Source organism: Aquimarina spinulae (genome assembly GCF_943373825.1).
Taxonomy (GTDB): domain Bacteria; phylum Bacteroidota; class Bacteroidia; order Flavobacteriales; family Flavobacteriaceae; genus Aquimarina; species Aquimarina spinulae.
Window position 1 is genome coordinate 81,402 of record NZ_CALSBP010000001.1, and the last position, 27,000, is coordinate 108,401.

At 33.6% G+C, this 27,000-nt stretch carries 22 protein-coding genes; 15 read left to right on the plus strand and 7 right to left on the minus strand.

What is annotated here, in order from left to right; genetic code table 11:
• Positions 1-14: 14 nt before the first annotated feature.
• Both NNH57_RS00365 and NNH57_RS00370 read right to left on the minus strand, forming a co-directional pair.
• Positions 15-407, minus strand: coding sequence for a PUR family DNA/RNA-binding protein (locus NNH57_RS00365; protein WP_025666012.1), 393 nt, complete (start codon positions 405-407; stop codon positions 15-17).
• Positions 408-485: 78 nt separating this feature from the next.
• Positions 486-2,243, minus strand: coding sequence for an ABC transporter ATP-binding protein (locus NNH57_RS00370; protein WP_074408157.1), 1,758 nt, complete (start codon positions 2,241-2,243; stop codon positions 486-488).
• 140 nt (positions 2,244-2,383) lie between these two features.
• Between NNH57_RS00370 and NNH57_RS00375 the strand changes: the two genes are divergently transcribed.
• The 4 genes from NNH57_RS00375 (at position 2,384) to yajC (ending at position 5,374) form a co-directional block, all read left to right on the plus strand.
• Complete coding sequence (locus NNH57_RS00375; RefSeq protein WP_074408156.1) at positions 2,384-3,481, plus strand: Glu/Leu/Phe/Val family dehydrogenase; 1,098 nt, start codon at positions 2,384-2,386, stop codon at positions 3,479-3,481.
• A 154-nt stretch (positions 3,482-3,635) separates the two neighbouring features.
• Positions 3,636-4,547 carry a transcription antitermination factor NusB gene (gene nusB / locus NNH57_RS00380; RefSeq protein ID WP_082994925.1) on the plus strand — a complete coding sequence of 304 codons (912 nt, stop codon included), beginning with the start codon at positions 3,636-3,638 and terminating at the stop codon, positions 4,545-4,547.
• Positions 4,548-4,600: 53 nt separating this feature from the next.
• On the plus strand, positions 4,601-5,080 hold the full coding sequence (locus NNH57_RS00385; RefSeq protein ID WP_025666016.1) for a DUF1573 domain-containing protein: 480 nt from the start codon (positions 4,601-4,603) through the stop codon (positions 5,078-5,080).
• A gap of 3 nt (positions 5,081-5,083) precedes the next feature.
• On the plus strand, positions 5,084-5,374 hold the full coding sequence (gene yajC, locus NNH57_RS00390; protein WP_025666017.1) for a preprotein translocase subunit YajC: 291 nt from the start codon (positions 5,084-5,086) through the stop codon (positions 5,372-5,374).
• A gap of 82 nt (positions 5,375-5,456) precedes the next feature.
• Here the strand turns inward: yajC and NNH57_RS00395 are convergent, their stop codons facing one another.
• Together NNH57_RS00395 and pepT are read right to left on the minus strand one after the other, a co-directional pair.
• The gene (locus NNH57_RS00395) at positions 5,457-5,993 is read right to left on the minus strand and encodes a hypothetical protein (RefSeq protein ID WP_108807588.1); all 537 of its coding nucleotides are present in this window, start codon (positions 5,991-5,993) and stop codon (positions 5,457-5,459) included.
• Positions 5,994-6,437: 444 nt separating this feature from the next.
• Positions 6,438-7,688: a peptidase T gene (pepT, locus tag NNH57_RS00400; RefSeq protein ID WP_108807589.1), complete on the minus strand. Its 1,251-nt coding sequence runs from the start codon at positions 7,686-7,688 to the stop codon at positions 6,438-6,440.
• Positions 7,689-7,780: 92 nt separating this feature from the next.
• Between pepT and NNH57_RS00405 the strand changes: the two genes are divergently transcribed.
• From NNH57_RS00405 to NNH57_RS00455, 11 genes are all read left to right on the plus strand, one after another.
• Positions 7,781-8,812 (plus strand): quinone-dependent dihydroorotate dehydrogenase, encoded by a 1,032-nt coding sequence (locus tag NNH57_RS00405; RefSeq protein WP_074408153.1) that lies wholly within the window; start codon positions 7,781-7,783, stop codon positions 8,810-8,812.
• Positions 8,813-8,823: 11 nt separating this feature from the next.
• Positions 8,824-9,450, plus strand: coding sequence for a LysE family translocator (locus NNH57_RS00410; protein ID WP_074408152.1), 627 nt, complete (start codon positions 8,824-8,826; stop codon positions 9,448-9,450).
• A 430-nt stretch (positions 9,451-9,880) separates the two neighbouring features.
• A complete protein-coding gene (locus NNH57_RS00415; protein WP_108807590.1) occupies positions 9,881-11,581 on the plus strand; it encodes a helix-turn-helix domain-containing protein in 1,701 nt (566 codons plus the stop codon).
• A gap of 103 nt (positions 11,582-11,684) precedes the next feature.
• Positions 11,685-12,065, plus strand: coding sequence for a hypothetical protein (locus NNH57_RS00420; protein WP_108807591.1), 381 nt, complete (start codon positions 11,685-11,687; stop codon positions 12,063-12,065).
• Between the two features lie 123 nt (positions 12,066-12,188).
• Entirely contained in the window at positions 12,189-12,668 is a 480-nt protein-coding gene (locus NNH57_RS00425; protein ID WP_108807592.1) for a hypothetical protein, read from the plus strand.
• A 1,062-nt stretch (positions 12,669-13,730) separates the two neighbouring features.
• Positions 13,731-13,904, plus strand: coding sequence for a hypothetical protein (locus NNH57_RS00430; protein ID WP_159099185.1), 174 nt, complete (start codon positions 13,731-13,733; stop codon positions 13,902-13,904).
• A gap of 332 nt (positions 13,905-14,236) precedes the next feature.
• Positions 14,237-14,593, plus strand: a complete 357-nt coding sequence (locus tag NNH57_RS00435; RefSeq protein ID WP_132066359.1) for a hypothetical protein — start codon at positions 14,237-14,239, stop codon at positions 14,591-14,593.
• Positions 14,594-14,780: 187 nt separating this feature from the next.
• A complete protein-coding gene (locus tag NNH57_RS00440) occupies positions 14,781-15,458 on the plus strand; it encodes a hypothetical protein (RefSeq protein WP_254504067.1) in 678 nt (225 codons plus the stop codon).
• Positions 15,459-15,654: 196 nt separating this feature from the next.
• On the plus strand, positions 15,655-17,979 hold the full coding sequence (locus NNH57_RS00445) for an RHS repeat domain-containing protein (protein ID WP_254504069.1): 2,325 nt from the start codon (positions 15,655-15,657) through the stop codon (positions 17,977-17,979).
• 8 nt (positions 17,980-17,987) lie between these two features.
• On the plus strand, positions 17,988-22,715 hold the full coding sequence (locus NNH57_RS00450) for a DUF6443 domain-containing protein (protein ID WP_108808466.1): 4,728 nt from the start codon (positions 17,988-17,990) through the stop codon (positions 22,713-22,715).
• A gap of 73 nt (positions 22,716-22,788) precedes the next feature.
• Positions 22,789-23,478 (plus strand): hypothetical protein, encoded by a 690-nt coding sequence (locus NNH57_RS00455; protein ID WP_108808467.1) that lies wholly within the window; start codon positions 22,789-22,791, stop codon positions 23,476-23,478.
• Between the two features lie 607 nt (positions 23,479-24,085).
• Here NNH57_RS00455 and NNH57_RS00460 read toward each other — a convergent pair.
• From NNH57_RS00460 to NNH57_RS00470, 3 genes are read right to left on the minus strand one after another with little or no spacing between them, the layout of a single operon-like run.
• A complete protein-coding gene (locus NNH57_RS00460) occupies positions 24,086-24,592 on the minus strand; it encodes a hypothetical protein (protein WP_108808468.1) in 507 nt (168 codons plus the stop codon).
• A gap of 28 nt (positions 24,593-24,620) precedes the next feature.
• On the minus strand, positions 24,621-25,667 hold the full coding sequence (locus NNH57_RS00465; protein WP_132066270.1) for a YncE family protein: 1,047 nt from the start codon (positions 25,665-25,667) through the stop codon (positions 24,621-24,623).
• A gap of 22 nt (positions 25,668-25,689) precedes the next feature.
• On the minus strand, positions 25,690-27,000 hold the full coding sequence (locus NNH57_RS00470; RefSeq protein ID WP_159099270.1) for an NHL domain-containing protein: 1,311 nt from the start codon (positions 26,998-27,000) through the stop codon (positions 25,690-25,692).

The window sequence follows — 27,000 nt, forward strand, 5'->3', positions numbered from 1 at the left end:
AGTCGTATTATTGTCTAGATATCGTCAAAACTTACGTCTGTAAAGCTTTCTGTTGATGCAGAAACTTCTTCAGCAACTTTGTTTTCAACTCCATCTTTTTCATATGATTTCTGAAAGTCTTTCTGGTGACGTTCACTTATTACTTCTTCTCCTTTTTCATCGACAATGAAGTGAGTCATTTCATTTAAGATCTCTGTAAAACCAACAAAATCTTCTTTGTAAAGGTAGATCTTATGTTTCTTATAGTGAAAAGATCCATCATCATTGGTAAACTTTTTACTTTCTGTTATTGTTAGATAATAATCTCCTGCTTTTGTAGCTCTTACGTCAAAGAAATATGTTCTTCTTCCTGCTCGTAAAACTTTTGAGAAAATTTCTTCTTTATCCATCATTTCATTATCACTCATAATCCGTATTTATTAATTAATTAATATGTTATGATGGTTTCAAAAATCCAAAAAAATTGTTAACCTCACAAAAAAAACTCAAATTTCTTTTTCACTAAGTTGTTTTAAATAGAGATCTTTATAATATCCTTCGATGCTTATTAGTTGATTATGAGAGCCTTGCTGGATTATTTTGCCATCTTCTAAGACCATAATTTTATTTGCATTTTTTGCAGTAGATACCCTATGACTTACGATAAAAGTTGTCTTATTCTTAGAAATTTTGTGAAGATTGTTAAGGATTTCTTCTTCTGTTTCGGTATCTACAGCAGATAAACAATCGTCAAAAAGGAGTACAGGTGGATTTTTAAGTATTGCTCTTGCTATAGAAACACGCTGTTTTTGACCTCCAGATAATGTGATACCACGCTCCCCTAAAACAGTATCATATCCTTTACTAAAACCTATTATGTTTTTATGTACTACCGCATTTTTGGCAGCTTCATATACTTGATCATCTGTCGCATTCTCATTACCAAATTTTATATTGTTTTGTATACTGTCACTAAATAAAAATGCATCCTGAGGGACATAACCAATACTCTCTCTCAAGTCGGTTAAATTGAGGTTTTTTAGAGGAACTCCATCTATTCGTATTTCACCAGACGAAACATCATATAGCCTGCCTATTAAATCTAATATTGTTGATTTTCCAGAACCAGTTTTTCCTATAATACCTATTGTTTCTCCATTTTTAACCTCAAAACTAATATTTTTAAGAGCAGTGATATTAGTATCATCATAGGTAAAAGAAACGTTGTCAAAATTAATATTTCCAGTAATTGGTGTATTTTGAGTTACCGTATTAGTGATCTCTGGCTCTTGACTTAGAAATTCATTAATTCTTACCTGAGAGGCTTCTGCTTGCTGCACAATAGAACTAACCCATCCAACTGTAGCTACAGGCCAGGTTAGCATATTGACAAAAATGATAAATTCTACAATTACACCTAGGTCTTGTATCGTACCATCAATAAATTGCTTTCCTCCAATATAGATAACTAAAATATTACTAAAGCCGATAAGTAATACCATTAGAGGAAAAAACAATGCTTGCACTTTGGCCAGGTCAAGATTCTTATCCTTACTCTTATCAGATAATTCGGTAAAATTTTTCTGGGTGGGAGATTCCAGACCGTATGCTTTGATTACAGAAATACCACTAAAGGATTCTTGAGTAAAAGTGGTTAGTTTAGATAAAAACTCTTGCACTACAGTACTACGCTTATGAATCGCAACACTCAATTTATAAATAGAAACCGATAATATGGGCAAAGGAGTAACAGTATATAAAGTAAGCTCAGGAGCTATACTAATCATATATCCTATCACCACAACAAATAGAGTAATAGTGTTTACACTATACATAATTGCAGGACCAACATACATTCTAACGCGGGATACATCTTCGCTAATACGATTCATAAGATCACCTGTTCTGTTTTTCTTATAAAAATTAAGGGATAGCTTTTCATAATGTTGAAATACCTCATTTTTAAGATCAAACTCAATAAATCGAGAAACTACAATAAAAGTTTGACGCATTAAAAAAGTAAATAATGCCGAAATAAGTAATGCTCCTGCAATAAGAAGAATATTTATGATAAGCCCGTTTTTTACCTCGGCAATATCAGTAATATCTTTATTAATATATTGTTCTACAACATCTACAGAGTCACCAACTAATGTAGGAACTATTGTAGCAAAAACTCTTGCGATTATGGTAATTACCAATCCAATAATAAGTCGGTATTTATATTTTAAAAAGTATTTGTTCAAATGGCGTAATGCGCGCATAAAAGATTAATATTTAAAAACGGATTTATTAATAAATCCGTAAAGTTTAACAGTGTTAAATTTCAAATTGATAAAAATATGCTATTTTAGCACCCTTATTTTGAGTATAATATAATTGTAATATTTAAAAATTTTATAACATGATAACCGAAGTGTTTACTGCAAATCAACTTAAAAAAGAGGCTCCAGTATTTGGTCAACTATCTTTTGATAATCACGAACAAGTTGTTTTTTGTCAGGACAAAGATACAGGATTGAAGGCAATAATTGGTGTACATAACACAATTTTAGGACCTGCTTTAGGTGGGACTAGAATGTATGACTATGCAACAGAGTGGGATGCACTTAACGATGTATTAAGGTTATCACGAGGAATGACCTACAAAGCTGCTATCACAGGTTTAAATCTTGGAGGAGGAAAAGCAGTAATTATCGGAGATCCTAAAAAAATAAAAACACCAGAGCTAATGAAGCGCTTTGGTAAATTTGTACATACATTAGGTGGTAAGTATTATACTGCAGAAGATGTAGGTATGGAAACTTCTGATATGGATACCGTAAGAGAAGTCACTCCTTATGTAACAGGAATATCCGAATCAAAAGGAGGAGCAGGCAACCCTTCTCCGGTTACAGCTTATGGTGTGTATATGGGAATGAAAGCAGCTAGTAAATTTGCCTACGGAAATGATGCATTAGAAGGAAAACGAATTTTGGTTCAGGGAATAGGACATGTAGGAGAAGAATTGGTGCGTTTAACCTCTGAAGAAGGAGCAAAAGTAATCATTAGTGATATCAACCAAGAAAGACTCGAAGCAGTAAGCGCTAAGTATGGTGTTGATATTTATAGAGGAGATGATCTATATGCAGAAACTGCAGATATTTATGCTCCTTGTGCTCTTGGTGCAACTGTTAATGATAAAACAATTGATAAGTTAAAAGTAAAAGTGATTGCCGGAGCAGCAAATAATCAATTAGCTAACGAAAATATTCATGGTCCTTTATTACAAAAGAAAGGAATCGTGTATGCTCCAGACTTTTTGATTAATGCAGGAGGTATTATCAATGTATATGCAGAGATCGAAGGGTATGGCAGAGATCAAATTATAACCAAAACCGAAAAGATTTATGATACTACTTTAGATATTTTAAACAAAGCAAAAGCAACCAACGTGACTACAAATGCAGCGGCAATTAGTATAGCAGAAGATAGAATTGCAGCACGGAAAAAAGAAATGTAATCATACCTTATAAAAAAAGAAGTTTTAAGGTAGGTACGATTAAAAATAATAGTATTTTTGCAGGGCAAAAGTGAAAACATACTTTTGCCCTTTTTTAATATAAAGTTCTTTGTAATTTTCTATGTTAACCAGAAGACATATTAGAGTAAAAGTAATGCAGTCTCTCTATTCGATGGAGCAGACGCAAAGTGACAATCTTGGTAAAGAAGAGAAATTTCTTCTTTATAGTATTGATCAGATGTATGAATTGTTTATTATAAATCTTCAGCTTCTGGTAGAAGTTAGAAAACATGCAGCTGAGTTTTTGGCAAAAAGTCAAAAAAAATATCTTGCTACCTCCGAAGAAAAAAATCCTAATACCAAATTTATCAATAACGAAGTTCTGTTATTGCTAGAGAAAAATATTCAACTCAAAACAGAAATTGAGAAGAAAAAATTGAATTGCTGGGAATTAGATGATGAGTATGTGGCTATATTATGGAAAGAGATTAAAGAAAGTGAGCTGTATACAGATTATATGAGTACTAAGCTTAGCTCTTTTAGAGAAGATAAAGATTTTGTACTCGATATTTTCAAAGAAATCGTAGCTCCCAATGATAAACTTTATGAATATATCGAAGATAAAAAGCTAACGTGGGTTGATGATTTACCACTGGTAAATACTTCGATTATCAAAATGCTTAGAAAAGTTAAATCATCTCATAATGAGCAAATGACATTACCTAAGCTATACAAGGATATAGAGGATAAGAAATTTGCAACCGATATTTTTAGAAAAACAACACTTAATGGTGTAGAGTTTACAAAAGAAATTGATGGTAAAACACCAAACTGGGATCAAGATCGTATTGCAGAATTGGATAAAGCGATCATAAAAATGGCCATTTGCGAGTTTGTAAAGTTCCCTTCAATACCGGTAAAAGTAACAATTAACGAATATTTAGAAATAGCAAAAGAATATAGTACACCTAAAAGTAGTATTTTTATCAATGGAATTTTAGATAAAATCTCTAAAGAGTACCAGGAAAATGGTAAATTAAACAAAGTAGGTCGTGGATTAATGTAATATTTTAGAAAAAATAGTATTTTTAACCCTCAAATAATTAAAAAACCCAAGTAATGAAAAAAGGAATCTTAATTTTAGCCGGAGTTTTTGCTATGACAGTTATGTCTTGTAAAGACAATGCCGCAGAAAAAGTTAAAGAAGAAAATGTAGAAATAGCAGCAGATCGAGATGCAAAGAACGCAGATTTTCCTGTGATGACTTTTACTGAAACTGAACACGATTTTGGAACTATCAATGAAGGAGATGTTGTAGAGCATAAGTTTGCATTTACCAATACAGGTAAAGCACCTTTGGTAATCGTAAGTGCAAAAGGTAGCTGTGGATGTACTGTGCCAGAATGGCCAAAAGATCCAATTGCACCAGGAGCAACAGGTGAGATGTTGGTGAAGTTTAACTCTAACGGAAAACCAAATCAGCAAACTAAGCAAGTTACTATAACTGCTAATACTGAAGCTGGAAAAGAAATTCTTAAGATTAAAGCTATGGTAACTCCAAAGGCTAAACCCGTAAGTGGAACACCAGTAAGCGAATAATTTATGGAGCAAATACAATCATTTCTTCCTTTTATACTCATATTTGTCGTAATGTATTTTTTTATGATACGACCACAGATGCAAAAAGCAAAAAAGGAGAAAAAGTTTGCTGAAGACTTAAAAAAAGGAGATCGTGTCGTAACAAAAAGTGGACTTCATGGTAAAGTTTTTGACTTCAGTGAGAAAAATAATGCTATTATTATTGAAACAGGATCTGGTAAATTAACGTATGATAAATCTGCAATTTCGTTGGAGATGAGTCAAAAATTAAATCAACCAGCGGATAAGAAATAATAACTAGCCTACTTGTTAAAAGCGCGATGAAATTAATTTAATTTTACCGCGCTTTTTTGTTTTATTAGGTTTACTATTTTTTTTAGAAGAAACGATACCCTATTAATATTCCACCTCTGGCAAAACCAACAACGTCACTCTGGTTTAGTAAATAACGTCCTCCCCCTAAGCTGATTTCAAAAACAAATCCATTTTTACTCACCCATTTTTGACCAATTACTAACCCAATACCCATATCTATCCAGTTTTCATGCTGAACACTGTTGTTAGATGCATTAAAAATATCATTTTCTCCACCGGCAAAACGTAATACTCCTTCTACGAATAAACCTCTGGCACCAAAATCTTTCTTATTTAAGAAATATTGCCTGTAATAGGGTTCAATAGCAAAAGCCTGATACTCCCTAAAATCATCATCTAAACTTATACTTACAGCTAACCCCGTACCAGAATATTTGCCAATGACATATTCATAATTGATTTCTAAATTAGGTATTACTAGTGCTTCGAATGCATCTAACCTAAATTCATGTTTGTTTTGATTGTTTACAATGTTGTCTTCTTGTGCTTGAGATTTACAAAAAATGAATAGTAAAATTATTGTGAAAAGTTTCTTCATTACGTGATTGTTTTATTATAAAAAATGGTTTGATTTTGTAAAAATGATCTCTTTAAATAAATCGTTTAACCACTTCATATTCTCGGAAAGAAGAATGTTCTATGATATGTCATCTTGATTATAGATTCGTTTATAAGTGATCTCTTTGAAATTTTATAGTTTTAATGTTAAAATGATTTCCTGAAATTTATAGGTGTTTTAGAATCTTGATTTAGTATATTTCAATCCAAAAATAAGAATACCCTCTATGCTTTTATACCCTGAAAATAGGGGGTGCAAGTATAAATAATAAATGAATATTTTAAGAATTGACCTATAGTTTTATATATGACCGGCCGGACAACTATAAAAAATAGAAGAACCCTTTATTGGTTCTAAATTTTGTAAGATAGATGCTAGAAAACGAAATAGGTTGCTAGAAAATGTAGTTAAATTGTTATAAACTTATTCTGTCTGGAGTTTTTTGCTTGCAGTTAATTCTGCAACCTTAACAATTACCTCAACTGCTTTAATCATACTTTCTACAGGAACATATTCGTATCGCCCATGAAAATTATGCCCACCTGCAAAAATGTTTGGACATGGCAGTCCCATAAAACTTAATTGCGATCCATCAGTCCCTCCGCGTATAGGTTTTATAATAGGTGTAATATCAAGAGATTTCATAGCCTCTTCTGCAATATCTACAATATGCATTACAGGTTCTACTTTTTCTCTCATATTAAAATACTGATCTTTGATTTCTATATGTACAACCTCTTTGGCATGTTGAGTGTTAATTTCATTTGCCAGATTTTTCATTACTTTTTTTCTAGCTTCAAAATGCTCTTTGTCATGATCTCTAATTATATACTGTAATTGAGTCTCTTCAACATTACCTTTTGTAGTGTGTAAATGAAAAAAGCCTTCTCGACCACTTGTATGTTCAGGAGTTTCCATTCTTGGTAGTGAATTGATAAAATCCTGTGCGATGTACATACTATTAATCATTTTCCCTTTTGCATAACCAGGGTGTACGATTTTCCCTTTTATAGTTACCACAGCACCAGCCGCATTAAAATTCTCATATTCAAGCTCTCCAATTTGGCTACCATCCATAGTATATGCCCAATCTGCACCAAATTTTGAAACATCAAATTTATGAGCACCACGACCAATCTCTTCGTCGGGTGTAAACCCTATCCGAATTTTACCATGTTTAATCTCAGGATGTTGTACAAGATATTCCATCGCGGTTATTATTTCTGTAATCCCTGCTTTATCATCAGCTCCCAATAGTGTTGTACCATCGGTAGTAATAAGGGTTTGACCTTTATACTGCTTTAAATCTTCGAAATAATCAGGAGAGAGTATGATATTTTCTGATGCATTTAACGTAATATCTTTACCATCATAATTTTCTATAATCTGTGGATTTACATTTGCACCTGTAAAATCGGGACTAGTGTCAAAGTGCGATATAAAACCAATAGTGGGTACTTTCTGATCAATATTAGAAGGTAATGTAGCCATGATATAGGCATGCTCATCTATACTAATGTCTTCTAAGCCAATATCTTTTAAATCTTCGACTAACTTATTAGCAAGATCCCACTGTTTTTCGGTACTGGGAGTTGTATTACTTTCGGGATCACTTTCGGTGTCAATAGTCACGTAACTTATGAACCTATTTATGATGTGTTGTTTTGAAATCATTGCTGCTACTATTTTAATATTTGAAGAATTCAAAAATACACTTTTATTAGAACCTTGGATAACTTATTTTTGCACAAGCAAAATTATATTTAATGTATAAATTCTTACTACGTCCTTTACTATTCTTGTTTGATCCAGAAAATGTGCATCATTTTACCTTTAGGATGATTCGATTTTTTTCGAAAATTCCTTTACTACCATCAATTTTTAGAAATTTATATAAAGTAGATGATCCAAAATTAGAACGAGAAATTTTTGGATTAAAATTTAATAACCCCGTGGGACTGGCTGCTGGATTTGATAAGAATGCAGTTTTATATAATGAATTAGCTGATTTTGGATTTGGGTTTATCGAAATAGGAACGGTAACTCCCAAAGGTCAGGAAGGTAATCCTAAAAAGAGATTGTTCAGGCTTAAAGAAGACCAAGGGATTATCAATAGAATGGGATTTAATAATAAAGGTCTTGAGGCGGTCGTAAATCAACTTCGAAAAAATAAGGGTAAACTTATTATAGGAGGAAATATAGGAAAGAATACAGATACGTTACCAGAGCATTATACCAAAGACTATCTAGAGTGTTTTCGAATATTACATCCATATGTAGATTATTTTGTTCTTAATGTGAGTTGCCCAAATGTGGGGAGCCATGCAAAACTAAATGACAAAGAATACTTAAACGAATTAATAGTAGCTGTACAAGAAGAAAATAAAACGTTCGAAAAACAAAAACCTATTGTATTGAAAATTGCACCCGATTTAAATACAAATCAACTGGATGAAATCATAGAATTAGTAGCAGATACTAATTTGGATGGAGTTATTGCAAGTAATACTTCTGTAACCCGAGAAGGGTTAAAGGCCTCTAAAAATAGATTAGAAGCTATAGGTAATGGAGGCTTAAGCGGTCAACCCATAAAAAATAAAAGCACAGAAGTGATTAAATATTTATCAGAAAAAAGTGACAAAGCGTTTCCGATTATTGGAGTAGGAGGAATACATAGTGCTACCGATGCTATAGAGAAATTAGAGGCTGGAGCAAGTCTGGTACAATTATATACCGGCTTTATTTATGAAGGTCCCAAATTGATCAGGGATATTAATAAAGCAATACTTAGTAGCTAAGCTTTTAGAATATGAACTACGAAATTCTCTACACCTTTGTTATAGCAACATTGGCATTGTCTATCTCACCAGGACCCGATAATATATTTGTGTTAATGCAAAGTGTGGTAAACGGCAAAAAGTATGGATTGGCTGTGGTGGCTGGTCTAATGTCTGGATGTTTAATACATACTACGTTGGTTGCTTTTGGTGTATCTGCAATTATTAAACAAAGTGAAATGCTCTTTTTTACTATTAAATTATTCGGAGCGTTGTATTTGTTTTTCCTGGCTTACAAAGTGTTTAGAAGTGAAGCAGCAGTAAGTCTATCAGAAAATAGTATGCCTAAGAAAAGCCTCGGGCAATTATTTAAACAAGGGTTTATAATGAATGTTTTAAATCCTAAAGTATCTATATTCTTTTTAGCATTTTTCCCTGGATTCTTATTTAGCAAAACAATAAGTAATGTAGTACAATTTTATATACTTGGATTTCTTTTTATTGTAGTTTCGTTTATTATTTTTGGTTTGATAGCGATTCTGGCAGGATCTATTGCAGAGTATTTAAAAAAGAGCTCAAAAATCGGAGTTGTTCTAAAATGGCTTCAGATTATTGTTTTTATCGGGATAGGAGTTTTTATTCTTATTTCGGGGAAATAAGATATTTGAATTTGATTATTATGTAATTCTTTTAGTTCTGAATTGCCCCATATTATTCTAGATTAAATCGAGAAAAACACTTAATATGCTAAGATAAAGTGAAATATTAAGTTTTGATTTAATGATGTCTTCTTTTACTATAGATAATTATGGTATTACAAGTAGTGATTTAGGAAATCTGATTTTGTATTGTGGTTTATAAATTTTGTATATCATATTTAATTATATAACAGTGGTAAACCAGAAAGAAAACAAGAAAAAGGTATATTTACTATGTATTAACGAACAAAATAGAGGTAGTGTATTGAAAATGAATTCTTTTTCGAATTAAGATTTTTTATGCTATATATCTTTGATTGATTTATTAGTTTTAAAACCAATCTGTTTGATTGAAAAGATAAGGATGATATATTATATGACATAGAATAATATGAGTAAAATAACACAAATAATACGGTTAGTATTTGTTTTATTTAGTACTTACTCTTCATTTTCACAACAAATAGAAGAACGTTTTGAAATTCCGGATTCTTTAAAACATAGATCTTATGATGAAATCTATAAGAAGTATAGGTATTATATTAAAGACACAATAAAATCCCGAATTTATTTAAAAACATACCTTGAAAAAGCAAGAAAAGATGGAGACAGTATTAAAATGGCAAGAGCTTATGGTATGCTATATTATTTTGTTGAAGATGATGTGGTTAAAATAAAATACTTAGACGAATCCATTAAACTAAGCAAAAACCAGAACCATCTTTTTTACCCCGCTTTTCCGTACTCTAGTAAAGGAGGGTTTTACTTAAATAAGTGGGATTATGAACGAGCATTAGATAATTATCTGATGGCTTTAAAATTCACAAAAATAAATAAGAATACAGATTTTCAATATTTGACTCAGCATAATATTGCTATTATAAAGAGTAAATTAGGTAAACATCAAGAGGCCTTGGATATTTTTAAAAAATGTCTTGATTATGAAGAAAAAATGAAGATTAGAGATACTCTTGATTATATGGAAATCATTGTAGATTTAGCAGAAACATATACTAAAAATAGTATGATAGATTCTTCAGATTACTATTTAAAAAGAGGCTTTTCTTTATCAAAACAGCACAATAATGATTTTTACTATAGATTTCTTTTTAATCAAGGAGTTAATTTTTATTATAAAAAAGAATACGGTAAAGCTGAGCAAAATATAAAGGAATCGTTACCATATTTATCTCAGTTAGAAGATAAGGGGCATACTGTAAACGCATATTTCTATTTGGGAAAAATAAATGAATCTATCACAAATAAAAGTGAAGCAAATTATTTCTATAAAAAAATAGATTCTGTATTTCAAAATACAAGATATATAACCCCAGAAGTAAGAGAGAGTTATTCGTTTCTAATTAATTATTATAAAACAAAAAAGGATTATAAAAATCAACTGTTATATGTAGAAAGGTTACTCAAGTTTGATAGCTTACTGCACCAAAATAATATATTGGTAAATGAAAAAATGATAAAAAAATATGATACAGCAGAACTTTTAGCAGAGAAAGAAAAGGTAATAGCATCTATAGATAGCGAAAACTCATACTTCAAAAAATCTATCAGGTTCTTAATTATTACTGTCATTGTTATAAGTGCTCTTTTTTATTATCAATATCTAAGGAAAAGACGATATTCAAAACGGTTTAATGCATTGATTGAAGAAAAAGATAACAGTATAAAAAACAAGAATGATATCATTTCTGGAAACTCGGAAAGGAGAATTCTTAAAATATCAGATGATATTAAAGAAGATATTTTATATAAAATTCAAAAATTTGAAGAGAATTTAGGATTTCTTGAAACGAATATTACTTTAGTTAATCTTGCATCGAAACTAAATACAAATAGCAAATACCTTTCTAAAATAATTAATCAATACAAAGAAAAGAGTTTTTCTCAATATATAAATGACCTGAGAATAGAGTATTTAATAGAAAAACTCAAAACTGATAAAATTTATACTAATTATACTGTCAAAGCCATTGGTGAAGAAATAGGATTTAAAACTGCGAATGCCTTTTCTAGAGCTTTTTTTAAGAAAACAGGAAAGTATCCATCTGATTATGTCAGAGAGCTATACAAGTAATTTCCGTATCAATATTACTAGTTCGTTTTCACGGAATTGTAACTAATATTCTTTGCCTGGATGTCTTTTTAGGCTTTACATTTGATCCTGAAAAATGTAAAGTATGAAATCTTATTTACACTACAACAAAAGTAAATTTATCACTGAAATTATTGAAGCATTGTATATGAAGCAAAATATATTCATGTATACTCTAACATATCATTATGCTTATGAAGTGTTACTCTATGCATGGATAAATAAGTTCTCCTCTATAGGAAAATCAAGTGAAGAAGAAATAAAATTGATTTATAATGCTCGGAACATATTTTTACTTAATAGCAATAGCATTTTATGTAGTGATCCTAATCTATTTTTAAAGAACTTTCTACTTATGCTTCCTATAACATATAGACAATTAACTACTCAACAAACGAAGTTAGTATACCATAAAATTGTATCATGGATACAGATATTTAAAAATTATAGAGGCTATACTACTTAAAGTAAATCTTCCTATTAAGATTATAGATCAAAATGTCATCATGTTTTATCATATGTTGGACAGGATACAACAAAAGATCAAAACCATTTGTAAACCATAATACATCGTTTAAATTTTATATCAATGAGAAATATTATCCAGGACTTACTTACACAAGACGAAAAAAAGAAAGCAGAAGAACTAGTTGCAGAATTAGAAGTTATATTTATAGATAAACTATCAGCATTAACGGAAAAACAACGCAGGGATTATAAGGCGATCAATGAGAAAAACAAACTGTTTGTCAATAAAATATGGGATTATCGACAACATAGTAGTTCTTTAAGTTCTCCGGATGTAGATTGGGAGGAGTTTGAAAAGGATTACAAAGCCAGAGTATTTACAGAAAACCTTTTAGGTCGTGTAGAAAGTTTGGCGTATCGTCTGGAAAGTACCAAAATTTTACATGATTATGATAATTATCAGGATGCATTAAACGATTATGCTTATTCTCAATACAGTAAGGGAGCAGGAAAACCGGGATTTACTGAAAAAGTAGCAGAATTAAAACAATTTTTTGCACGTACTAAAAGTATTCCAACAACCGATGAAACAGAAGAATAGCCTCATTTAACCCAAAAGACCTTCTGATGGGTTAAAAAGACGTTCCGTTTAGCCAAAAAGACGAAGTTTTTAACTCAGGTAGTGAAAATTTCAGCTAAAGAAGTTAAAATTTCAACTCATTTCCTTAAAATTTCAAGACAATGCTTTAAAAATTAAACAAATCGAGCTAAACACTTCGTTAAAAAGACGCGTAGGAAGGTTAAAAAGACGCATCACAAGATCTTTGTGGTTAAATGGTTTATAGATTCTATCAAAATTTCAGCTCAAATAATTAAAAATCAAGTTTAAAAGTTAAAAAAAGGAAAACAGGAATAACTAGTAGTATAGTAGCTAAATTTTGTATAAGCACTAAGGAATATCGAGTACTTGTAAGACTTATATAAGCATGGTACCGTTTCGTATATAATTACTAAGGGTAGTCATTTTTTTTATGGAACGGCCATGCTTATTTCTCATATCTGTACAATATCGAGATATCAAAAATGAATACTGAATAACGAATTACCAATGATAAATTATGAATTATGAATTACGAATGATAAAAGTCGGGTGACAGAAGTCAGAAGTTTAAACTTAGAGTCTCAGGTTCTTTGAAACTTTGCTTCTTTGGAACTAAATGAATATCGAATACTGAATAAAACTGTAAAATGAAAAATATAAAAGCCACAAATCAAAAGACTATGAGATAAATTATCAACTAAAACTAGTTTAGCTTTTTATAGCTAAAAACCATTTTAAATATCCTTTCCCAAACTTGTACATACTCACACTTCTCTCGTCATAATTTCAAAAAGTACAAAAGGAATATGGGAGTATGTTCACAATTACATAGTACCTCATTTATGATATGTAGCCATATAGAAAACTATTGTGTTGTGCTACTCCTGTATTCTTACTAAAAAATAATAATCTAAAAAACAAGAAGCAAACAACCATCAGTGTATGTGTTGCCTACTTAGATAAAAGGAAAAACAGGAGTAATCCAAATCATAATTAAAGTTGAGTTTTTGTAATACCCCATCTTTTGCGGTTGCTCCTGTATCCTTTTTTAATTAAGAAAATATGTTACCAGACGATATAAATGATATACCACCAGATACGCTCAATGGCATTTTAAAAGCATTGCATATTGATGCTGGTGAGTTTATGTACCAACTTTTAAACGATAACCCAAAACAGGTGATGATCTATGCTAAAATATATGCTTTTGTAAATGATATCACAAAAACTATTTGAATTATGAAAAACACATTACTACTAGCTATCATTATATCAATGCTCTCTTTAACCATTGCCCTACTGCAAGATAAACTGATACAGGATAAGGAACCACACTATGAAACTAGACATAACTATCCTTTGGGGTTGACCGTGCTGAATATGATAAAATTTGGCATGATGATGAAGAATTTGAAGAAGATGAATTGTACCATGAAGATTATGGTGAATAACCTCACTTTTGATGTTTCCCCAAACCATCAGCCCCGTTTCCTATAACCTACCAATAATGAACACCTGCTTATGGCTATAGCAATGATTTTTTTAATGAATGCAAAAACTTTAGAGTTATGAACATCATGCTAAAACAAATCGAATTGATACAACGTATTGATCAACTAATCCGTCTTAATGCTACCGGATCTCCTATGGAACTGGCAGCAAAATTAAAGATCTCTAAAACCAAACTATACCGCACGCTTTTTATCATGAAACAACTTAATGCCCCAGTAGAATTTGATACCTCTTCACAGCAGTATTATTATGCTGAATCGGTCAAATTCACCTGTGGTTTTTACTCCAATAAAAGCACTGTGAATCAGATGTATACTATCGCAGAAAATATACATAAAAAAACGTTCAACTTTTTTTACCCAGTCCCGAAAAATGAAACTGGCGTGCTTTATTATTGCACACGGAGTACTTAAATACTAACTATATAATTATCTAACTATGAAAACAAAAAAACTGCAATTTAACTTATGTAACCTATGTAAAAACAACAATTCTTAATATCAAACTAATAATCATGGATTGTGCTATTCTTACTGATTTATACATATGGTAAGAATAGGTATGACCATAAAAAAATAATCATTACTAAAAATTACTTTTATGAAAAAACAACTTTTATTCTTTGTTTTTATGCTGAGTGCTGTGATGTCGGGTCAGGAGTTACCAGATCTGGCTCCCCCTACTCCAGAGGTAGCCGCTATGGGTAAGTATCTTGATGTGCCAGTGAGTCTTTTTACAGGCACTCCTAATATTTCGATTCCGCTGGCCAGTATCTCCGAGGGAATACTGAATGCTTCGGTCTCTGTGAGTTATCATGCTTCGGGGATTAGAGTAGGTGAGATGGCTTCCCGAGTGGGATTGGGCTGGTCACTTCATGGGGGAGGTATGATCTCCCGCCAGGTTCGCGGTATTGCCGATGATCACACCGAAGGCTTTATTAATACCAGTAACACAATAGATCATTATTTTGCCCAGGATGCCAATGGGCGATCACAATTATTTCAATCCGCCATATCAGACAACCAGGATTTTGAATCAGATGTCTACCATATCAATGTCGCCGGGTTGTCCGGCAAGTTCTTTTTTAATCAGAACGGTACTATCGTTATGCATCAAAAGAGTGATTTAAAGGTTGTGGCGCTTCGTGATGGGATTACCATTTCTGGATGGCAGGTGACCACCCCAGAAGGGGTGCTCTATAGTTTTGGAGTCATTCCGGGAACTACTCAACAGGTAGCTGAAATCAAGGAAACCCGTTTTTTTTTCGCAAGCAACTAATTTACCTTCAAGAATTATAGAACATACTACGGGATGGTACTTAACTCAGATTTCTGATTATCGCGGGAATCAAATTAATTTTAACTATACCAAAGGGACTCAGCAGATTACCTATTGGAATATAACGGGGCAAAGTAAAAATTTAATAGGAGTTGGATCATCGTGTAGTAGCAGTACTGCAGCAGAGCCTGTTTCTTTGACAGAAGATAAGTATACCCCTACCTATTTATCATCTATCACTACTACTCAAGGCAGTATTGTTTTAGAATATAATGATACCCGTATAGATCTTAAAAATGACAAAGCCCTTACTGGGGTCAAACTGTTAGATAGCAACAATGTTACTATTGATCGATATGTATTGGAACAAGACTATTTTACTTCTCCCGGGGGTATGGAGCATTTATTGAATTATGGTGATACAGATCAGCGTACCAAGCGTCTTTATCTTAAAACCATCACCCAACAAAAAGGTAGTACAGACAATAAAGTTCATCGTTTTACCTATAACCAGGCTCATCAATTACCAGAGCGTTTTTCGTTTTCGCAGGATTTATGGGGGTATTATAATGGAGTAAATAATGCTAAACTATATCCTGGTATTGTGTATGTTCCTTATACTTCTGCTGTAGAGGTAGCAGGAGCAGATAGAACCGTAAGCGAATTGCATACCAAGGCTTTATTGTTAGAAGAGATTGTTTATCCCACAGGAGGAAAAAGCAAGTTTATTTTTGAATCCAATACCTTATCAGGGAATCAAGATTTTTTTATAGGAACCAAAATGGTAGACCAACAAATCCCAGGAGCCCAGTTGCATAACGATGCTTCACAATCCGGGGCTACTTTTTCTACCACCTTTACCCTTAGTGAATCTACTGATGCCTATTATAGTGTAGCAGCAGAAACCTCTTGTCAATACAGTAACAACGATTGTCCGGCGATACGTTTATATAAAGACGATGCTATTATCACGACTTTTAATACCGCCAATGAAACCGGTATTGAGCGTTTATCTGCTGGTAGCTATACTATAAAAATTGAAAATGGTCCATTTCAAACGGGGAATACTGTGAGTATTGCTTTTACTCAAAAAATAGCCATTAATGCAAGCCAGGCCAATGAAGCAATAGTTGGAGGCTTACGGATAAAAGAAATCCAGTTTATGGATCATGATAATTCGATGATTAACAGCAAAAAATATGACTATCAAAAGTTTGATGATGCTACAGTATCCAGTGGCAGGTCTTTAAACCCTCCAGTTTTTGTATCGCGTAGGATCCCTTTTAGTGACTGTAGCCAGGATGTTTTACGATCAAATGCGATTTTTCCACTCAATGGTCAAGGTGGTTCTCATGTAAATTATACAAATGTTACCGAGTATACTCAGGGGCAGGAAAATGGAAAAACCCAGTACATCTATAGCTACAGTGCAGATGGGAGTATTAATGCTACTAATGTATTTGAAGGTATTGGTAATTTGATGGTTCCTGCAACAGATTATTCACATCGTAGAGGTCAGTTATTAGAAGAGAAACAGTATCGATATGAGAAATCAACAGATAAGTTTACCATAGCTGAAGCCACAAAAACGATCTATACGCCTACCGATGATTTACGAACACAAAACCTGATGATGGGTAAGGTTGGGGACCTTAATGAACATGCAAGATATGATAACATCAGTGAACGCTATTTACCCTCTGGTACAGAAACAACAATATATTATCCATCGGGAGATGTAAAAACGACGACTCAGTATAGTTATGATATAGGGTATCAGGGGAGAACCATCCCTATAGCAACTACCACTACCAATAGTTTTGGGGAGACGATAACCTCTAAACGCTTTTTTGCAGATGATGTAACCTCTGCTACCGCTCTTGGAGCACCTCTTACTACTGAGGAGTATACGGCAATAGGTACTCTTAAAAAGAGTAGTAGTTATCGTATAGGAGCGCCTATCCAGCAAGAAACCTGGGTAGGGGGTCAACAAGTAAGTGTACAACGTACGACATATAAGGTTTGGAATGGTATGACCTTACCCAAGACGATTCAAGCCTCTAAATCAGGAGGGGCTCTGGAAGATCGTATCGAATACCTCTCTTATGATGCCAAAGGGAATCCCTTAGAGGTAAAACAATCAGAAGGGAGTCACCTTATTTATATCTGGGGGTATCAGGATAGTTTTCCTATTGCCAAGGTTGTAAAATCCAGTTATACGGGTATGCCAGCAGCAGTAACGAGTTTGATTGATCAGTTAAAAACGGTTTCAAACAGTGAAGATACTACCGCAAAAGAGCAAAGCATGCGAGATCTGGTGGTTCAGCTTCGGGCACATCCTTATTTTGCTGGTGCACAGATCACTTCCTATACCTATGACCCACTGATAGGGGTAACCTCGGTTACCGATCCCAAAGGGTATACTATGCATTATAGCTATGATACCTTCAATAGATTGGAATATGTAAAGGATGATGCCGGGAAGCTGATTTCAGAGAACAAATACGGGTATAAAAAATAAGAAAAACAATGAGAAATACTAAAATACAACAGTATATAATAATGCTTATTGTAATGATGAGCAGTACAATGATGTTCTCTCAATTAGGAGATTGTGGGATTACTTCCTACCGTGATGCCGATGGAGATGGTTGGGGTGATTATAACAACACAACCTGTCAGCTTACTATTCCCAGTGGATATGTTTCTAAATACGGAGATATTAATGATAATAATCAATGGATTACCAATATCCCACCTAAGAACTTTTATAGAGATGCCGATGGCGATGGTTGGGGTAATCCCAATATAGTAACCTATCGTAGTGTACAGCCTTCTGGTTATGTGACCAATAATAGTGATCGTGATGACAGTACCAGTTTGATTACCAATATTGCACCTCGACATTTTTATAGAGATGGCGATGGCGATGGATATGGTCATCCTGGTATAAGCACCTATCGCAGTGTACAACCCTCTGGATATGTAACCAATAGTAGTGATTGTAATGATGGCAGCAGTGCCATACACCCTAATACAGTATGGTATAAGGATAGTGATGGTGATGGTTTTGCGATTGCAACAAAAAAGCAATGTAGCAGCCCCGGAGCAGGATATACCCTTAGTGTGCTTCCGGTTACCGATTGTCATGATGGCGATAGTAGTTTAAACCCCAATACGGTTTGGTATCCTGATGGTGATAGTGATGGCTGGGGAACGGCCTCTGATTTGGGAGCGGTAAAGAGACAATGTAGCCAACCAACCGGCTATACACAAAAGGTAGGAGATTGTAATGATAATAACATTAATATCCACCCCGAAACCGTTTGGTATAAGAATAGTGATGGTGATGGATTTGCCAGTACTTCTAAGGTACAATGCATCAATCCGGGAGCAGAGTATACCTATGAAGAATTACCTCTGGGAGATTGTGATGATAATAATGCTGCTATTCATCCTAATACAGTTTGGTATAAGAATAGTGATGGGGATGGTTTCGCCAGTACCTCTAAGGTACAATGTAGTAATCCTGGAGCCGGTTATAGCTTAACGGTAAAACCCCTGGGGGATTGTGATGATAGTAATGCTGCGATCCACCCCAATACGGTTTGGTATAAGAATAGTGATGGCGATGGTTTTGCCAGTACGACCAAAACCCAATGTGCTCACCCAGGTAGCGGCTATAGTTTAACGGTAAAACCCCTGGGAGATTGTGATGATGGTAGTGCTGCCATCCACCCTAATACGGTTTGGTATGCAGATACCGATGGAGATGGTTTTGGAGACCCTAATGTTTTAAAACAACAGTGTATTCAACCTGTGGGATATGTATTGAATAATAATGATCAATGTCCAGAAAAATCAGGACCCCAACAAGGCTGTATTTTTATTCCTCACCAGCTTCATCTCTCTAATGAGAATTATGTATTTACCCGGGTGTATCAAAAGCCCATGACCTCACCAGACCAGATACATTATAATAAAGATGTGATAGAGAGTGTCACCTATTTTGATGGATTGGGCAGAACAAAACAACAAATAGCGATCAAAGCTTCACCCGATGGTAAGGATATTGTAACTCACATCGGGTATGATGAGTATGGCAGGCAAGACAAACAATACCTGCCTTTTGAGTCGAATACTAGCGTTGGCAGTTATAAAGATGTTGATATTGTTAACGATATTAACCAGTATTATGAAACTAAGTACGCCGATGATTTTATCGGAGTAGCAAAAGATCATAAGGATTTTAATGCCTATTCAGAGAGTGTGTTTGAAGCTTCTCCTCTTAACAGAGTAGTAGAACAGGGAGCTCCGGGTAAGGATTGGAAGGCTAATAAAGATAGTGATACAGATCATACCATTAAATTTAATTGGGACACCAATATCGCAAATGAAGTGGTTACTTTTAAGGTAAATTTTGCCAATCCAGGTGATACAGAAACCCCAGCCTTAGTACAAGATGGTTTTTACCCTGCCAATCAGTTGTATGTTACCATTACCAAAGATGAGAACTGGACTGCGACAGATGGCAATAACCATACGACCAAAGAGTACAAGGATAAACAAGGTAGAGTGATTTTAAAAAGAACGTTTGCTTCGACAGGCTCAGCAACCTCAGAGGCGCATGATACCTATTATGTATACGATAGATTTGGGAATTTAACCTATGTAATCCCTCCTAAAGTAACTACAAATGACAGTGTATCAGAGAGTGAGTTATCTGAATTGTGCTATCAATACAAATATGATAATCGTAATAGGCTTATCGAGAAGAAGATCCCTGGTAAGGATTGGGAATATATTGTGTATAATAAACTAGACCAACCTATTCTTACTCAGGATGCCAGTTTAAGAAAAGAAATGACGGGTAAGGCCTGGGATCAATGGTTGTTTACTAAATACGATGGCTTTGGTAGAGTGTTGTATACAGGAACGGTTATTAATGGGAGTAACAGAAAGGTTATTCAGAACAGAGTAAATGACGCTACAACCCCACAGTATGAGTCTAAACTAGCTTCTCCTATTACTATTGGGGGTACAACTGTTTATTATTCTAAAGATGCATATCCAACAAGTATCTATAAGGTGTTTACCATCAACTATTATGATGGCTATGGGTTTGATATTGTAGGACTAACCAATCCCGGTACCGTATATGGTGAGACTGTTCTTAACCATACAAAATCTCTACTTACAGGAAGCAAAGTACGGGTATTAGATACCAATGACTGGATTACTACGGTTACCAGGTATGACAATAAAGCAAGGCCTATCTATGTAGCTAGTAAAAATGAATATCTCAACACTACTGATATTGTAGAAAGTGATCTTGATTTTACGGGTAAAGTAAAACAAACCAAAACGATACATACCAAAGACAGTAATGCTGCCATTGTAACGATAGATACGTTTACGTATGATGACATGGGTAGGCTGTTGATACAAACCCAAAAAATCAATGATCAAGGGGTTGAAACTATTGTTGAAAATAGGTATGATAAATTAGGACAGTTAGAACGTAAGAAAACAGGAGGTGGATTACAGGACGTAAACTACACTTACAATGTTAGAGGATGGCTTAAGAGCATTAATAACGATAGTTATAATGATAATGATCTATTTGATTTTACTCTTAATTATAACACTCCTCAACACGGAGCAAAATCACAGTATAAGTACAACATAGCAGAAGCCGAGTGGAAAACAGCCAGTGATAATGTAGGGCGATGGTATGCGTATGATTATGACGCATTTGAACGAATATTAAGCGCAACCAGTAATGATGGTAACTACAGTGTAAGTAATATTACCTACGATAAGATGGGGAATATCATGACTCTAAACCGCAGTGGTTGGCAAAATACATCGAGTTATCCTAATCTTGATGTACTGGGTTATACTTACGATAGTGGTAATAAATTATTGAGTGTTACTGATTCTGGAAATAAATCCTATGGTTTTAAAGATAGAAGTTTTACAGGTAATGATTATTCATATGATGCAAACGGAAATCTTATAGAAGACAAGAACAAAGGAATTACTAGTGTTAGCTACAACCATTTTAACTTCCCTACACAAATAAACGTTACTAATCCCGATCATGATGGTAATTTACAGTATGTATACGATGCCAATGGTGTGAAGTTAAAAAAGATCGCTTTAGATAGAGGAACTACCAATATTTTAGAATACAATGGTAATTTTGTATATGAGAACGGTTCTTTGAAATCTATAGCACACCCAGAGGGGTATGTTGAGCAGGAAGATGATGGTTCATTTGCCTATGTATATGAGCATAGGGATATCTGGAAAAACACCAGAATCACTTATGCAGACAATAATAAAGATGGTGTTATTACTGCTGCTGAAATACGCAGAGAGCAAAACTACTATCCATTTGGTATGACATGGCAAGGTGTTAATAGCACAATTAGAAATGCTACAAATAATTTAAAGACTTATCAAGGACAAGAGTTAACCGAGGATTTAGGTTTAAATACTCATGAGTGGCGTTACCGTATGAGTGATCGTAGTATTGGTAGGTTTTGGCAGATTGATCCTTTATCAGAGGATTATATGTATAATGCTACATATGCTTTTCAGGAGAATAAAATGGGGATAGGCATTGAGTTAGAAGGTTTAGAAGTTGATACGTTTCCTGTTCCTGAACTAGATGAAGCTAAAGTATATTCAGAGATTAGTCATGAAGTAAAAGCAATTGCAGCTTATATTGCTAGAGGTTTTGATAAATTATTCTTTAGTGGTTCTGGAAAAGCTACTCAAAACGCTTATAAATCAGGAGATAAAAGTGGAACTATGCTGACCACAGTTAACACTAAATTAACTGCGGAAGTAGGGTTTAATTTAGAAAAATATATAAATGATATTCAAGAATCACCTGATGGAACTGCAATAATGTCTAATACGCCAATGGTAATAGCTAAGTTTAAAAAAGAAGTTTATTTTGAAACTTCACTTAAGGGTTCTTTTAAAGCTACTCCAGTAGCAGACGTAACATTAGAGGGTAAAGAAAAGATTGATATATTTACTGGTAAAACTACTATTAAGGCAAGGGGAACTTTTGGAATAAAAGAAAATGGAATATTTGTTTCAGGATCAACATCTTCCGATAATTCTTCAAAAATGGAGGCTGGTTTAAGACTTAAAGTTAAAACCCCAAAATTGTTAAATGGCACTTCTTTTACTGGGGATTTAATATTTGGTGTTAGAGTTCCTACAAGTGGAAAGAAATAAGTGTTTTTTTAGAAAAATATAACATATTATGCTTTAATATGTTATATTTTTGAATTTTATAGAATAGTTTAATATGGCTAATTACAATAAATATACTGATCAAGAACTTTTGGGTATTCTTGGAAAATATAATTCACTAACTTTTATAGCAAAGACTGAATTGAAAAAAGAATTAGTAAAACGTAATATTTTTAAGGATACTAAAGATTTCAAGCAGCTGGAACAATTAATTAATCAGGAAATAGAAGAAATAAAAACACTTAGGTTTTTAAGCGATATTGGTTTTAAAATAAGCTGGTTTAATAAAGGTCAATCTTTTGAAGTTACCAGATCAGCAAAAGCAACTCTAATAGATTTAGTTTCTATTTTTTTAGGAATTATTTTTTCTGTAATGGGTATAGTTGGGTTATCCTCAATAATGAGTTATATGTCTTCTGATGTTACTTTTACTATTGCAGGATTTATTTTTAATGCCGTACTTTTAAGTATAGGTTTTTTCGGTTTTAGGATATTGTATAATGGTACAGATCGCTTAATAAAATATAAAGATTTTAAGTTTATTGTAAACCAAGGTGATATGATATTGAGAAAGCGATTTGATTTTAAGATAGAAGAAATAGAAAAGGAAATATCTTCTTTAAGTATTAAAAAAGATGGTAATCAAATATCTCTTATGAGTGAAGATATAGAAATTATTAATGTTACCTCTCCTAGTTATAGAGCAAAGATGACCTTGGAGGAAATAATCAGTCGTACTAGATGAAATATAATTATAGATATTAAGAAACAAGGTAATTGAGTCAAATAGCTGTTCAAAAAATACTGTATTTTATGATCAATTGCCAGTGTTAAATTAAATATAACAACGAGGCTGCCTAAATATTTTTTTGCAGCCCCCTGCTGCTCCTAGCGTGTAATTGATCGCTCCCGCTATGCCCTCCGCTCCCGCTATGTCTCTTGGCTAGTGGCGTCAAAGATTGGTAGGTAAGAGTAATAAATAAAAGTCACAATTGATAAAAAGATTGTGACTTTTTTACTTGAAATCTCTTATGCCAGTATCAAAAAATGAAACTCTAATATTGTATTTTGGTCAGATAAACAAGAATTATAATATTTCATAATACATCTGGTTATATGTGGTTAGTTTTGCTATGGTGTATTGTAAATATAGTAGTGTAAAAAAATATTAGGATTAAAATATAGATGTAAATCTATTTTAGGATTAAATATAAATATGTAAACTTTTTTTAGGACGAGACAAGATGTAAAAAACACTGTTTTACTGATAAAAAAACCAAGACTCATGCCTTGGCTCTTTATATAGGTAATGGGGTAAGTCATAATACGCTGCTACTTGATAATAGCAGTTCTTATTTGCCAAAGTGTTTCATCACAGCATAGTAATCATTGATATCAACTCCTTCTGCTTTTAATTTGGATAGGATATCATCCTGCTTACCGTTTATGTTTGTTGATGCTATGATTACTATCCTTAGTTCTTCAAGTTGCCCGGCAGTAACAGAAAATGTGGTAGTTTCATTTTGTATAAAAAAATTCATAGAGTAGTTTCTCAACGATATAAAGGTTCTGATATCTATCCCTAATGGGGTTTTAGTAGTTGGTATAGGGTATAAATTAGTACTTCCGTTAAATTTTAGATATCCCAAAATCGCATCATTATCAAGTACTACCTGTGATAATTCTGGTATAGATTGGTCATGAAATGTTCCCGATACTGTAGAAAGATCATATGTAAAAGATCGAAGTGGACCAACGGGCCCAATCGCGCCATCTTCTCCATTGCAACAGCAGCTATATGTAAAAAGAATAGTAAACACTAAAAGAATTGACTTTAGTTTTGATTTTTTTGTTTTCATGATGTAAAGTTTTAGTGATTTCTATATTCTATAATGTCAAGTTAGATTTTAGCAAATAAAAAGCATTGTCTTCTCCCTGGGTATTAAGCCAGAAGTTAGTACCGTCAAAAGCAACTCCTTTCATAGAATATCCTGATATTTTGTAGGTTTCGATAGCTTTAAACTCTGGAGTGATTTGACATTTATATAGGTACTGCCCATCTGCGATATACAAATATCCACCTTGAAAATCAAGGCCATTAACCGGGTTGAATCTTAAATCAATTTGCTGAAGTATTTCTCCCGGGTTTAACGATCCATTAGACTTATAGCGACTTATATAGTCATTATTATCGGTGGCAACCCATATGTAACCAGGCTTTTCTGATGCTAATCCTGTTATAGAACCTCCTATATCTATAGAGGTATAGAATGTTTCTCCGGTACTGTAAAACGACGCCCGAAAAGTGTTTGCTTCGGTACCAGCCTGAAAAAGAAGTGGATTGGTATCAGACTTTTCGATTTCTACGACTTTGGGGGCAAGCGTGGTTGCCATTGTAGAGGTTATAGCTAGTGTTTCTGGATTGATTTTTAAAATACTGCTATCTTCTTCGCTATATCCTAAAATCGAGGTTCCATCAAAAGTGATATCAATATCTTTAAAAGGTACTGCTGCATTTTGCAAAATAGTTAATGGCTTCACCCAATTATCCAGATTTAGATCAATGTCTAATCTCTTAAAGGTTGCAGTATTACCACGGAGCGTAATTTTAAGTTCGTTTTGATCTAAAACATATCCAAATTCTGAGATTTCGGTGGGAGTTAAAAAATTGATGCTATTTTCATTTATTGTAACATCGAATTGTTCGATACCTTTGAAACCTAACTCATTTTCGAATAGCATAGTTAATACCCCGTTTTCTTTATCAATTGTTATAAATTTTATGGATCCATCCAAAATGATTCCATTGGTATGTTCCCATGATCCATCGATTATTTTTGTTTCTGGTACCATGGTGTTTGCATTATCATCATTGTTACATCGTATACACATACTCGCAACAAGGATGATTACAATGATCTGTATTGTTTTCATTGTTTTGATGTTAAGTGAGTATTCATTCTTGCGTGATTTTTCGAATTTTATCATTGCTGGAATCGGAAACATAAAGATGATTATCGGTATCTATTGTAACATCAAATGGAGAATTAAACTGAGCGGATACTGCTGTGCCATCTGCAAAACCAGAGGTACTTCCTACCAGAGTAGTAACTACTCCTTGCGGTGTGATTTTTCTTATCTTGTCATTCCCATTATCAGCAACATAGATAACTCCAGCTGTATCGACGATAATGCCTGTAGGGGAGTTAAATTGGGCTGCAGTGCCATTGCCATCAGCAAAACCAGAGGTGTTTCCTGCGAAAGTGCTCACTACTCCTTGAGGCGTGATTTTTCGTACTTTATTATTACCCCGTTCTACTATATATAAGGTGTCATTCTTATCTATTGCAATACCTGTAGGGAAATTAAATTGAGCCATACCACCAGTTCCATCTGCATAACCTGTAGTACTACCTGCTATGGTACTTACTACTCCTTGTGGTGTAATTTTTCTTATTTTATCGTTCCCAGAATCAGCAACAAATATATTTCCTAGAGTATCTGTTACAAGCCCATGAGGAAAATTGAACTGAGCCATAGTACCAGTTCCATCGGCAAAACCAGGAGCACTTCCTGCGATAGTACTTACTATTCCTTGAGGCGTGATTTTTCTTATTGCGTGGTTCCAGGTATCGGCCACATATAGATTGCCTTCTGTATCTATTGCAATACCCGTAGGGAAATTAAACTGAGCCATACTACCGGTTCCATCTGCATTGCCTCGAGTATTACCAGCTAGGGTACTTACTACTCCTTGAGCTGTGATCTTTCTAATTTTATGGTTCTGTATGTCTACAACATATAGATTGCCATCTGCATCTACTGTAATACCAGTAGGGTTATTAAATTGGGCCACGGTACCAGCTCCATCTGTATAACCTTGAGTACTACCTGCTATAGTGCTTACATCTACTTCGGTAACAGTATAGGTAAATTCTGGGCCGGTAAGTGTTGTGCCATTTATAGATAGGGTTACCAGACCTGTAAATGCTCTGGCAGGTACAATTGCCCTAATTTGGTTATTATTTACTGATTGTGTAGTACCTTCTTTTTCATTAAAAAATACTTGTACCTTGCTAATATCTTCACCAAAATTATTGCCGTTGATAGTTACAATAGTAGTTTTTGGGCCACTGATGGGGTTTATACTACTTAGAGTTGCTACTGGTGGTGGTGATACTACTGGTGTATTGCCATTATCATCACTACTACAACTTGCTAGCACTAGTATTAGCAATAGAACTATACTGTTTTTTATTGTTTTCAT